This is a genomic window from Caldithrix abyssi DSM 13497 (assembly GCF_001886815.1).
In the GTDB taxonomy this organism is placed as follows: Bacteria; Calditrichota; Calditrichia; order Calditrichales; family Calditrichaceae; genus Caldithrix; species Caldithrix abyssi.
The window spans coordinates 3,183,627-3,195,342 of the sequence record NZ_CP018099.1 but is presented as its reverse complement, the minus strand read 5'-3'; the positions used below and the strand labels follow the sequence as shown (position 1 = coordinate 3,195,342).

At 45.7% G+C, this 11,716-nt stretch carries 12 protein-coding genes; all 12 read left to right on the top strand.

What is annotated here, in order from left to right:
* Positions 1-144: 144 nt before the first annotated feature.
* The 12 genes from tgt to hemH all read left to right on the top strand — a co-directional run bounded on the left by tgt (position 145) and on the right by hemH (position 11,685).
* On the top strand, positions 145-1,278 hold the full coding sequence (tgt, locus tag Cabys_RS12520; RefSeq protein WP_006930916.1) for a tRNA guanosine(34) transglycosylase Tgt: 1,134 nt from the start codon (positions 145-147) through the stop codon (positions 1,276-1,278).
* A 16-nt stretch (positions 1,279-1,294) separates the two neighbouring features.
* The gene (yajC, locus tag Cabys_RS12515; protein ID WP_006930915.1) at positions 1,295-1,630 is read left to right on the top strand and encodes a preprotein translocase subunit YajC; all 336 of its coding nucleotides are present in this window, start codon (positions 1,295-1,297) and stop codon (positions 1,628-1,630) included.
* Complete coding sequence (gene fmt, locus Cabys_RS12510; protein ID WP_006930913.1) at positions 1,630-2,559, top strand: methionyl-tRNA formyltransferase; 930 nt, start codon at positions 1,630-1,632, stop codon at positions 2,557-2,559. Before yajC ends, fmt begins: the two co-directional genes overlap by 1 nt.
* An 85-nt stretch (positions 2,560-2,644) precedes the next feature.
* Positions 2,645-2,824: a 30S ribosomal protein S21 gene (gene rpsU, locus Cabys_RS12505; protein WP_006930912.1), complete on the top strand. Its 180-nt coding sequence runs from the start codon at positions 2,645-2,647 to the stop codon at positions 2,822-2,824.
* 381 nt (positions 2,825-3,205) lie between these two features.
* Positions 3,206-3,940: a class I SAM-dependent methyltransferase gene (locus Cabys_RS12500; protein WP_006930910.1), complete on the top strand. Its 735-nt coding sequence runs from the start codon at positions 3,206-3,208 to the stop codon at positions 3,938-3,940.
* 121 nt (positions 3,941-4,061) lie between these two features.
* A complete protein-coding gene (locus Cabys_RS12495) occupies positions 4,062-4,886 on the top strand; it encodes a cytochrome C assembly family protein (protein ID WP_006930908.1) in 825 nt (274 codons plus the stop codon).
* Positions 4,887-4,900: 14 nt separating this feature from the next.
* Positions 4,901-6,178, top strand: a complete 1,278-nt coding sequence (hemA, locus tag Cabys_RS12490; RefSeq protein WP_006930906.1) for a glutamyl-tRNA reductase — start codon at positions 4,901-4,903, stop codon at positions 6,176-6,178.
* Between the two features lie 9 nt (positions 6,179-6,187).
* Entirely contained in the window at positions 6,188-7,129 is a 942-nt protein-coding gene (hemC, locus tag Cabys_RS12485) for a hydroxymethylbilane synthase (protein ID WP_006930904.1), read from the top strand.
* On the top strand, positions 7,113-7,904 hold the full coding sequence (locus Cabys_RS12480; protein WP_006930903.1) for a uroporphyrinogen-III synthase: 792 nt from the start codon (positions 7,113-7,115) through the stop codon (positions 7,902-7,904). The genes hemC and Cabys_RS12480 overlap by 17 nt, the downstream gene beginning before the upstream one ends.
* Complete coding sequence (gene hemE, locus Cabys_RS12475; RefSeq protein WP_006930901.1) at positions 7,891-8,943, top strand: uroporphyrinogen decarboxylase; 1,053 nt, start codon at positions 7,891-7,893, stop codon at positions 8,941-8,943. The genes Cabys_RS12480 and hemE overlap by 14 nt, the downstream gene beginning before the upstream one ends.
* A 323-nt stretch (positions 8,944-9,266) precedes the next feature.
* Complete coding sequence (gene hemN, locus Cabys_RS12470; RefSeq protein WP_006930899.1) at positions 9,267-10,661, top strand: oxygen-independent coproporphyrinogen III oxidase; 1,395 nt, start codon at positions 9,267-9,269, stop codon at positions 10,659-10,661.
* Between the two features lie 16 nt (positions 10,662-10,677).
* Positions 10,678-11,685 carry a ferrochelatase gene (gene hemH / locus Cabys_RS12465; protein WP_006930897.1) on the top strand — a complete coding sequence of 336 codons (1,008 nt, stop codon included), beginning with the start codon at positions 10,678-10,680 and terminating at the stop codon, positions 11,683-11,685.
* The last annotated feature ends 31 nt before the right edge of the window (positions 11,686-11,716 follow it).

Sequence of the window (11,716 nt, the reverse complement as noted above, 5' to 3'; positions counted from 1 at the left end):
TGTTTGCAGAATTGACTGTAAAAAACGGCTGGCTAACTAAATCCTTTGAGTGGGCAAAACAGAAGCGCCCAAAAGAAATATTTGCCCCGATTCCTTAAAAACTATTAACTTAAACGTTTTGAAAAATCAAATTGAACGGATTGAATGTTTTTTGATTTAAAGCACACGGACGTCAATAGTAAGGCCAGAGCGGGCGTACTGAACACCGATCATGGTTCCATCGAAACCCCAATCTTTATGCCCGTTGGTACTCAGGGAACGGTGAAAGCGCTTTCGCCCAGAGATTTAAAAGAGGTCAACGCCTCGATTATCCTTGGCAATACGTATCATTTGTACATGAGGCCGGGACATCGGTTGATTGAAAAGATGGGCGGCTTGCATCGCTTTATGGGCTGGGATCGCGCTATTTTGACGGACAGCGGAGGATTTCAGGTATTTAGTTTAAAAGAGTTGCGCAAAATCGATGACGAGGGAATCCTGTTCCAATCGCACCTGGACGGTTCTTACCATAAATTTACGCCCCAGCTGGTGCTGGAAATTCAACGAAGTTTGGGTAGCGATATTATGATGGTGCTGGATGAGTGTCCGCCATATCCTTCGACCAGAGATTACGCGCTTAAATCAAACCAATTGACCATTGACTGGGCGCGTCAGGCACGGGAGATCTTTAGCGGCTGGCAGCCGCTGTATGGGCACAGGCAGTGGCTGTTTGCCATTGTTCAGGGCGGTACTTTTAAAGACATCAGAGAACAGAGCGCCAGGGCATTAATGGAACTGGATTTTCCGGGATATGCCATTGGCGGACTGGCCGTGGGCGAGCCAAAGGATGAGATGTTTGACATTACAGATTTTTGCACGGAAATTTTACCAGAGCAAAAACCGCGATATTTAATGGGCGTGGGAATGCCAGACGATATTCTGGAAGCGATTGAGCGCGGCGTGGATATGTTCGACTGTGTGATACCCACGCGCAATGCACGCAATGGAACTGTTTTTACAACCGAAGGTAAAATGGTTCTGAAATCGGCGCGCTTTAAGGAAGATACGAAGCCTGTTGACGCCAATTGCCAGTGCTACACCTGTAAAAATTTTTCCAGAGCCTATTTAAGGCATCTTTACAATGCCAATGAAATTCTGGGATTAACCCTGGCCACCATTCACAATGTCCATTTTTACCTGTGGCTGGTGCGTCAGGCCCGAAAAGCAATATTACAGGATAACTATGTGAGCTGGAAAGAGCGCATATTACAAAAAATAACCAGAGTCGTAGAAAACTAAAAATTGAGGAGAACTTATGTTACAGTTTATCATGTTAATGGCCCCGGCCAATCAGGGAGGCGCAGGTGGCGGTGGCAATCCGCTGGTTGCCTTTTTACCTTTTATTCTGATCATTGTGATCATGTATTTTTTAATGATACGTCCTCAGGCCAAGCGCCAGAAAGAAAAGCAAAAGATGCTGGAAGCCTTGCAAAAAGGCGATCAGGTCATCACCATGGGCGGCATTCACGGCAAAGTGGTTGGCTTTACCGACGATAACAAAACGGTTATTATTAAAGTTGACGACAATGTTAAACTTAATATCGAACGTTCCGCAATCAACGTGGTAAAAAAGTCCGGTAGCAAAAACTAATGAAACTTGTTTTTATGGGGACGCCTGATTTTGCCAGGACGTCCCTTAAAAAATTAATTCATTCTCCACATGAGGTTGTGGCTGTTGTCACGGTGCCGGATAAGCCTCAGGGAAGAGGACAAAAATTAAAACCTTCGCCGGTTAAACAACTGGCCGTTGATCTGGGCCTACCAGTGCTGCAGCCGGTAAAATTGCGCGATCCGCAATTTGTCGAACAGCTCAAGCAGTTCAATGCCGATGCTTTTGTGGTGGTTGCCTTTAAAATTCTTCCGCCAGAAGTCTTCAACATTCCGCCAAAAGGCACGGTAAATTTACACGCCTCGCTTTTGCCCCGTTACCGCGGAGCCGCTCCCATCAACTGGGCGATCATAAACGGCGAAACGGAAACAGGCGTTACCACCATTTTAATCAATGAACGCGTTGACGAAGGCAACATGCTTTTGCAAAAATCGGTGCCCATTGCTCCGGATATGACGGCCGGCGAATTGCACGATTTGCTGGCTGAAATTGGCGCCGATGTACTGGTGGAAACTCTGAACAGACTTGAAGCCAATGATATCGTTCCAGTAAAGCAGGATGAAGGGCAGGCAACCAGAGCGCCCAAGATTACGAGAAAAATATGCCATCTAAATTTTAACCAAACGGCGCAAAAGGTGCACAACTGGATCAGAGGCCTGAGCCCTTATCCGGCCGCTTACTGCTATTGGCAGGGGAAGCTATTGAAAATCTTTCGCTCCCGCCCGGTAGCCCGTTTATCAGACGATGTGCCGCCGGGTACTGTGGTTAAAGTGTTTAAAAACGGCTTTACGGTGAAATGCGCTTCAGGAGCGGTTGATATCTTCGAGGTGCAGGTACAGGGCAAAAAACGGATGACCGTGGAAGATTTTTTGAACGGTTATCGCTTACAGGCAGGACAATTGCTGGAATAGAGGATAATTTTTACCGTTTCTTTTTGAAACCTGACTATCTCTGATGCGTTTTAAATGTAATGGTTTAATCAAATTGGGGGTAGTCATGATAACCGTGCATGTGCCAAATTACGGGAATTTTGAATCTGCCTTAAAAGCCTTTAACCGGAAAGTTCGCAAAGCGCAAATCATAGAAATCTGTCACAAAAAGTCCCATTACATCAGTCCAAGCCAGAAACGCCACCGCGCCAGGCTCAAATGGCGCAAGAAGATGATGAATAGCTGAGCGAGGGGGAAAGTGTAAGAGTATAAGAGTTGAAGAGTCTGTTGGTTGATTGGCTGAACGACAGCATTCAAGCCCTTCAGCCTTAATTCAAGACAGTCTGCCGTGTTAGCGACAGCTGTCTCCCTCTCCCAGACTTTTATTCTGGGAGAGGGGGTGCAGGGGGGGGAGGGCTACCAGTTGGTTGAATGGTTAATTGGTTGAATAGTTAAATAGATGCTTGGCTGTCACTTCGAATCCCCGCCACCGTTTGTGTTGAAACAAAGGATTTCCATAAATAAATTTCATCAGTTTTCAAAGTTCTTGATATTTAAGCCGCGGCTGTCGCAAAAGGGAGAGAGACCAAAATGCCATTCTTAAAATAGTTTAAAGTGAGGAAAGAGTATGTACGAACAATTTGCCAGATATTACGATTTGATTTTTCCCTTTCGCGATGCGACCTACCGCTTTTTGAAGAGTTGGCTAAAAAATGATCGAAATCGAATTCTTGATCTGGGATGTGGCACGGGGGGATATCTTGCCCGCTTTGCGCAGGAAGGACATGAAGTGGTGGGGATCGATCTCAATGAAACCATGCTGCAAATGGCCAAACAGAGATGTCCGCAGGGAACCTGGCTGGCGTTGGATTTAAAAAACCTGGATGAATTGCCCGCTCGTTTACCCCGGGATCGAAATGAACGATTTGATCTCATTTTTTGTACGGGAAACGTATTATCGTATCTCGCGCCGGACGAACTTGGTCAGGCCATTGGCGCTATTTTTAATTTGCTTAAGCCGCAGGGGCACTGGATTTTTCAGGTGGTAAACTGGCAGAATATTTTACGGCAAACAACGTTTGTCTTTCCTGTTATTGAAAACAGGGAACAGGGGGTGCGGTTTATTCGCGCCTACAACAATCTTACGCCGGCGGGCGCCATTTTTCAAACCAGATTAGAAAAAGACGGGAAAATTATTTTTGAAGACGCCCACCGTTTGTTCGCTCATAATTCCCATGATCTACGGGCTTTGCATGAAAAGAACAATTTTAAAAAGGTCGGTTTTTACGGAGATTTTAAGAAGGCCCCCTTTCAGCCGGATGAATCGGGAGCTTTGATCGGCGTTTTTAAAAAAGAGAATTAAACGGGTAAGCACAAGCTGATCTTTGGCCAACGCTGCCAGCCGTTCGACAATCGGATTTTGTTTTAAGCCAATTTCTTTTTAATTTAATCTCTTTAATTCAATGATAATTAAGGAAAGCATTATGCAAACATTTAGTCTGGTACTCAGTTATTTGCTTCCCGTTTTCTATTTAATTGTTCTGAGCATCTATTATCGCATCTATTTTGGCAATGGAAGAAAGTACGAAAACCGAACCAAAATCATTTTGCTCCTTTTAATTATCGTTCATGGTGCAGAAATTGTGGTGCGTCAGCTTTTTTTAAAAGCCATGCCGCTCTCTTCGACCTTCGACGCGCTTTCATTTCTGGGGTTTTCCATTCTGCTGGTTTATTACATTATCGAAAAGACTTTTGAGAACCGGGCTTCCGGCTTTTTTATTCTGTTGTTTGCCTTTTTTCCGGTTCTGATTTCCGCTTTTCAGCACGACTGGCAGGCTGAGTCCAATCCTTTACTCAGCGATCCTACATTTACGATTCATGCTTCCTTAAACATCATTGGCTACACGGCATTAGCGATTAGCGCCATTTACGCTTTGCTCTATCTAATTCAGTACCGAAATATCAAAGAAAAACGATTTACAAAAATATTCGATCAGCTTCCGGCGGTGAGTTATCTTGAAAGTATGAGTAAAAGAGCCGTTTTAATAGGAATAATACTGATGGGCATCGGAATTTTTCTGGGACACGTGCAAACCCGACGGGCATTTGGTCAATTTTTTTATCCTGATCCAAAGGTCATTATTACGGATTTGATCTGGCTGTCCTATCTAATCGTTTACGTGGCGTCGCATTTTAAAAAATGGTCGGCGCGCATTATGGCCTATCTTTCAATTTTCGGTTTTATAATTCTTTTAACGGGAATGGTGATCGCGCTTGTCGTTGGAAAATCGTTTCATGAATTCTATTAACAGTGAAAGCAGGGATGAATACACATATTCCATTAAGTTTAATTGGGATCTCCCATAAAACGGCAAAAGTTGAAATTCGGGAAGAATTGGCTTTTTCCAGAGAAGAACAGCAAAAGCTATTAAACGAGCTAACGCTCAAATTCGATTTGCGCGGCGCGCTGGTGCTCTCCACCTGCAACCGCACGGAGCTTTATCTGAGCGGAGATCTTTCGGACGATCAGATTAAAGATTTGCGGCGTTTTTTAAATGACTTTAAAAAATGCGATTATTTTACGAACGATGAAGTCATTTATGTTCTGAAAGGCAAAGAAGCCGTTTTTCATTTTTTCAGTGTCTTTGCCGGGATGGATTCGCAGATTTTAGGCGAGCCGCAAATTACCGGCCAGGTAAAAGATGCCTACCATTTTGCCTACGAAGCGCAAAAGACCGATGCTTTACTCAACAAGTTGTTTAACTATGGCCTGCAAGCTGAGAAAAAAGTGCGCACCGAGACCTTTCTTTCCGATGGCGCCGTATCTGTCAGTTATGCCGGCGTGGAACTGGCGCGTAAAATTTTTACCAATTTAGATGATAAAGTTGCTTTGCTGATCGGCGCCGGCGAAACAGCCGAACTGGCCTCCCAGCACTTTGTGGAAAAAGGCGTGGGCAAAATACTAATTGTCAACCGCACTTATGAAAAGGCAGTGGAACTGGCCAGACGTTTTGCCGGCGAAGCCTACAATTTAAGCGAACTAACGGAAATCATCGAGGATGTGGATATTGTGATTTCTGCCACCTCCAGCGCCGATTACGTTTTAACACGAGAAATGATCGAACCCGTTCTGAAAAAACGCGCCAGCCGTCCTTTATTTTTAATCGATCTGGCCATCCCGCGGGATATTGATCCGGAGCTGGATGAGCTGGATTTTATTTATCTGTACAACCTGGACGATTTGAACGAAGTGGTACAAAGCAATTTGAGCAAACGAAAGAAAGAAATTCCTAAAGCGGAAAAAATCATACTTCACTTCGTGCATGAGTTCGTCGTCTGGCTATCCACTCACGCCTCATCACAGATTATCAATCGCTTAAGAAATTATTTTAACAACTTGCGTCAAAATGAATTACAAAGGCTGCGTTCCCGTCTGCCGCAAGAGGGCTTTGAGCATGTTGAATACTTAACCGAAAGCATCATTAATAAAATACTGCATCAACACATCAAGCTGTTAAAATCCAATTTAAAGGATTCGCAAAAGTACGAACAATATCTGGAATTTCTGGAAGAACTTTATGAATTTGAAAAGAAATCGTGAAGGAAAACAATGCTAAAAAGAGTACGCATCGGAACAAGGGGCAGCGCGCTTGCTTTATGGCAGGCCGACTTTGTAGAAAACGAACTGCGCCGGCGCTATCCGGAACTGGAACTGGAACGAGTTATCATCAAAACCCAGGGCGATCGCGATCAAAAATCGTCGTTAACGCGCATTGGCGGCCAGGGCGTTTTTACCAAAACCATCGAAGAGGCGCTGTTGCAGGAGAAGATTGATATTGCCGTTCACAGTTTAAAAGACCTGCCCTCTGCTATGTCGCAGGGTCTTGAGCTGGCGGCCATTCCGCCGCGCGGTCCGGTGGAAGATGTTTTGATCACACAAGGCGGACTGACTCTGAATCAATTGCCCGCTGGCGCGCGTATCGCAACCGGTAGCATCCGGCGACGCTGTCAGCTATTGCAAATGCGGCCCGACCTGCGCATGGAGGATTTACGGGGGAATATTGACACGCGCCTCAGAAAATTACATGAACAAAACCTGGATGGCATTATTATGGCGCTGGCGGCCATTAAGCGCCTAGATATTGAAGGTCTGTATTTTCAGGTTTTTAAGAGCAACGAAATGATCCCGGCCATTGGCCAGGGCGCCATTGGCATTCAAATTCGCTCAAACGACAAACCATTAAAAACCATGCTCGAAAAGTTGAACCATATTCCAACGTATTATGGCGTTGTGGCAGAACGTAGTCTGTTGAAAACCCTGGATACCGGCTGCCAGTTTCCGGTTGGCGGCTACGGTAGGGTGAGCGATGCGCAGTTAACCCTGCTGGGGTTTGTGGGCAGTGAAGATGGGAAAATATTGATTAAAGATCAGGTTTCTGGTCCCATGGAACAGGCAGAAGAGCTTGGCGTAAAACTGGCTGAACAATTGTTAAAAAAAGGCGCCAGACAACTATTACAAAAGTTTAGAAGCGAAAATGAAATTAAAGAATAAAACCATTGTCATTACGCGGCAGCCCGAACAGGCCAGAACATTGACTCAACTGATCGAAAAAGAAGGCGGCAAGGCCGTATTGTTTCCTACCATCGCCACGGTTGCCGCCGACGAAAATATTGCCGGGCAGGAACGCGTTATTGCCCGTCTTGAACAGTTTGACTGGCTGATTTTTACCAGCGAAAACGCGGTAAAATTTTTTTTAAAAAGACTGCAAGACGGCGCCATACAACTACCGGCCATCAAAATTGCCGCGGTCGGATCCCGAACGGCTGAAACCCTTGAAAAAGAAGGCATTCCGATCCATTTGATCCCGGATGATTTCTCGGCAAAGGGGCTGATTGACGCCTTTACCACTTCGGAGTTGCGAGGAACAAAGATTTTAATCCCTTCCTCAAACCTGGCCCGGGAAGAGCTGCAAACGGGATTGAAATTGCACGGCGCACAGGTGGAAACGGTAATATTTTATAAAACGGTGCCCAATCCGAACTTTGATCACAAGGCCTTTCGTTCTTTACTGCTAAACAAACAAATCGACGTAATCACCTTCTTCAGTCCTTCGGCGTTTAATTTTTTGGTAGAAATCTTATGCCTGGAGGGCTTAAATTTACTGCAAACAAGCGAGACGCGCCTGGCGGCAATCGGTCAAACCACCGCCAGAGCCATTAACATGCAGGGACTAAAAGTACACATTATTCCAAAAATCAGCACTTCTAAAGGAATGGTTGAGGCAATTATTAATTATTATGAAGGAAAAGAAGATGAGCGAAAATAATCTGTTTTTAAAAGCCATACACAAAAAACCGGTGGAACGCACGCCTGTGTGGATTATGCGACAGGCCGGACGCTATTTGCCAGAGTATCGGGCGCTGCGAGATAAATACGATTTTTTAACGGTCTGTAAAACACCGGAACTGGCGGCCGAAGTAACGCTGCAGCCCATTAAACGTTTTGGCTTTGATGCGGCCATTCTATTCTCTGATATTCTGGTCGTTCCCGAAGCCATGGGGCAAACCCTGGAATTTATGCCCGATCATGGCCCAAAGCTAACCCCGCCCATCCGTTCGGCAGAGCAGGTCGAGCGATTGACGACGGCAGAGATCGTGGACAAATTGCAGTATGTGGCCCAGGCCATAAAGGTCATTCGAAACGAATTGGATGAGAATACAGCGTTGATCGGCTTTAGCGGCTCTCCCTTTACGCTGGCCGCTTACATGATCGAAGGTAAACCCACGCGTCATTTTAAACACATTAAAGGCATGATGTACCGTGAACCGCAAATTTTAGAAGCGCTTTTGCAAAAATTGACCGAGGCCATTGTGGAATATCTACAAATGCAAATCCAGGCGGGCGTTCAGGCGGTGCAGGTTTTTGATACGTGGGGAAGCGTGCTGCCTCTCCATCTGTACGAACCGTTTTCGGCCAGGTACATGAAGGAAATCGCTTACAAACTGCAAAAAAATGGCGTGCCGGTCATCCTGTTCGGCATGGGCGGCATCGATCATTTGATTCAACTGGGCGATAGCCTGGCGCAGGCCCTGGGCGTGGAATGGCAGACCGATATGGAACAGGCCATTCGCCTTTTGCATCCGGAATATGCTCTGCAGGGCAATCTGGACCCTACCGTGCTTTACGGAAGTAAGGAAACCATTACGCGCGAAGTTGAGCGCATTTTAAAAATCTTCGGAAAACAAAACGGGCACATCTTTAACCTGGGTCACGGCATCCATCCGGATGTTCCGCTGGAAAACGTGGAGCATCTGGTTCAGGAAGTACGGAGAATTAGCGCAGAATTGCGCAAAGCGGATGATTAATTGTCAATTACGAATTATAAATTACGAATTACGAATTGCGAATTGCGAATTGCGAATTTTGAAGGATACGGGTGTGGTACTGCAGGTCTGCGACGGATCGGTGAGATGGAATGGGCGCCATCCATTTCGCCCATTGGAAACAAAGCAATAACTAAAAAACGTTTTAAATAAATTAAGTTGAGGTTGTTGGGGTATGGTTTTGAAATATGAAAAGAAGCAAAATTTGAGCGCAGAACGTGGAGCTGGGAAACGCCCCCATTCAACATTCAACCATTCAACTATTCAACCATTCAACCAGTTAACCATTTAACCGGGAATTAAAAATGAGCAGCAAAAATCAAATACACGTGGATATTGATCTGTTGAAAAAATACGATCAGCCGGGGCCGCGCTACACCAGCTACCCAACTGCCCCGTATTTTCATGAAGGCATTGGCGAAAAAGACTACATCCGGCATATTCAAAAGGACGATCAGCAAAAGAGCGGCGAGCCTATTTCGCTGTACTTTCATCTGCCGTTTTGCGACACTTTGTGCTACTTTTGCGGCTGCAATATGATGGTCACCCACAATCGGCAGAAGATCGATCATTACATCGATTACCTCGTTAAAGAAATGGAGTTATTGCGGCCTTTAATTAATGACAACAGAAAAGTGATGCAATTGCACTGGGGCGGAGGCACGCCCACCTATTTAACGCCGGAACAAATCCGTCGGCTTGGTCAGGACATCCGTCGGCTGTTTGAGCTGGAAGAAGGGGCGGAAGTGAGCGTGGAAATCGATCCGCGAGAATTGACCAGGGAGCACATGGTTGCCCTTAAAGAAGCCGGCTTTAACCGGTGCAGTATGGGCGTTCAGGATTTTAATCCAAAAGTACAAAAAACAGTCAATCGCATCCAGCCAGAAGACATTACGCGCCAAACGGTGGACTGGGCGCGCGAGCTTGGTTTTCAGAGTGTCAATATTGATCTGATGTACGGACTTCCCTTTCAGAACGCAGAATTGTTCAAAAAAACGCTGGAGATTATTCTGGATATCGATCCCGATCGGCTGGCTGTTTTTAACTACGCCCATCTGCCGTCGATAATCAAACATCAGCGGCTGATTAAAGACGAATGGCTGCCCGGCCCTGAAGAAAAGCTGGAATTGCTTAAGCTGAGCATCGAAACGTTAACCTCCTCGGGTTATGTGTACATCGGGATGGATCATTTTGCCAAACCCAATGACGAGCTAACCATTGCCATGAACGAAGGGACGCTGTATCGCAACTTTCAGGGCTACTCCACACACGCCGGCTTAAATTTGTTCGCCATCGGAATTACCAGCATCAGTATGTTAAGCGATCTGTATGTGCAAAATGTCAAAAAGCTGGAGCCGTATTATGAGTTACTGGACGCAGGGCATTTGCCGGTTTACAAAGGTGTGGAGCTGAACGAAGACGATATCTTACGGCGCGAGGTAATCACCGAACTGATGTGTAATTTTCGCTTGCAAAAAGAAAAAATAGAGAAGAAATATGGAATTGTATTCGACGATTATTTTGCCGATGCGTTGCAAAATTTGACGCCCATGCAGGACGACGGATTAATCGAGTTGCATGCCGATCATTTGCAGGTTACAACCATGGGACGGCTGTTAATCCGTAATATTGCCATGCAATTTGATTATTACTTAATGAAGCGAGAGGGCCACAAACCGCAGTTCTCGCGAACCGTTTAATCAGGATGAACCATTTATGAAAATAGCCATTCTTTTAGCCAATATGGGCGGGCCGGATTCGTTAGAGGCGGTTGAACCTTATTTATTAGAAATTTTTAAGGACCCGGATATCATCGATATTCCTCTGCCGGAATTTGTGCGCCTTCCGCTGGTGCGTTTTTTAGCCAAAAAACGCGCGCCGGAGAGCAGAGAGATTTATCAAAAACTGGGCGGTAAAACGCCCTTGCTGGAAATCACTCAGGCACAGGCACAGGCTTTAAAACAATTGTTAAATGAAAAAAACGATCAGCGCTTTGAAATATTTCCGGCCATGCGCTACTGGCATCCGTTCATGGAAGAGGTGTGGCAAAAGGTAACGGAGGAAGGTTTTGATAAGATCGTTGTGCTCAGCATGTATCCTTTTTTCTCCACCACAACCAGCGGTTCTGTAATTAATGAGGCCAGACGCCTGATGCAAAAATACAACACGCCGCGGGAAAAAGTATTGATCATCGATCGCTTTGGCGACCATCCAAAGTTTATTGAAAGTATGGCCGAACAGCTTCGGCAAAATCTACCGCAAAAAGGAACTGACGGCGAGGCGCATGTTTTGTTCAGCGCCCATAGCATTCCCATGAAGCGCATTCATTCGGGGGATCCCTATTTTGACGAAATAAAGCAGGCCATGGACCTGATGCGCCGGAAGTTTCCGCAAGGGAGTGTCAAGTTTCATCTGTCCTTTCAAAGTAAATTAGGGCCAATCCGCTGGTTGTCGCCGGCCACGCCGGAAAAGATTGAAGAACTGGCTTTGCAGGGCGTAAAGCGTTTGTTCGTGTTTCCGCTGGGTTTTGTGGCCGATAATTCCGAAACGATTTTTGAGATAGGCATGTTGTACCGCGACCTGGCTCTGGAAAAGGGCATCGAATCTTATGTTCGGATCGAAGCCCTGAATACCCAGCCTTTGTTTATGGAAGCCTTAAGTCAAATAGTGCTGGAGCGCCTGACAGCGGATCAGGTCGGGCAAAAAGAAACGAAGCAAAATTGAATTTGAAACAAGAAAAAACGATGCATAGCGA

Coding starts and splice junctions, on each gene's coding strand:
- hemN (WP_006930899.1), top strand. CDS start 9,267: ATGAGCAGCAAAAATCAAATACACGTGGATATTGATCTGTTGAAAAAA.
- hemA (WP_006930906.1), top strand. CDS start 4,901: ATGAATACACATATTCCATTAAGTTTAATTGGGATCTCCCATAAAACG.
- hemE (WP_006930901.1), top strand. CDS start 7,891: ATGAGCGAAAATAATCTGTTTTTAAAAGCCATACACAAAAAACCGGTG.
- Cabys_RS12495 (WP_006930908.1), top strand. CDS start 4,062: ATGCAAACATTTAGTCTGGTACTCAGTTATTTGCTTCCCGTTTTCTAT.
- hemH (WP_006930897.1), top strand. CDS start 10,678: ATGAAAATAGCCATTCTTTTAGCCAATATGGGCGGGCCGGATTCGTTA.
- Cabys_RS12480 (WP_006930903.1), top strand. CDS start 7,113: ATGAAATTAAAGAATAAAACCATTGTCATTACGCGGCAGCCCGAACAG.
- fmt (WP_006930913.1), top strand. CDS start 1,630: ATGAAACTTGTTTTTATGGGGACGCCTGATTTTGCCAGGACGTCCCTT.
- tgt (WP_006930916.1), top strand. CDS start 145: ATGTTTTTTGATTTAAAGCACACGGACGTCAATAGTAAGGCCAGAGCG.
- Cabys_RS12500 (WP_006930910.1), top strand. CDS start 3,206: ATGTACGAACAATTTGCCAGATATTACGATTTGATTTTTCCCTTTCGC.
- hemC (WP_006930904.1), top strand. CDS start 6,188: ATGCTAAAAAGAGTACGCATCGGAACAAGGGGCAGCGCGCTTGCTTTA.
- yajC (WP_006930915.1), top strand. CDS start 1,295: ATGTTACAGTTTATCATGTTAATGGCCCCGGCCAATCAGGGAGGCGCA.
- rpsU (WP_006930912.1), top strand. CDS start 2,645: ATGATAACCGTGCATGTGCCAAATTACGGGAATTTTGAATCTGCCTTA.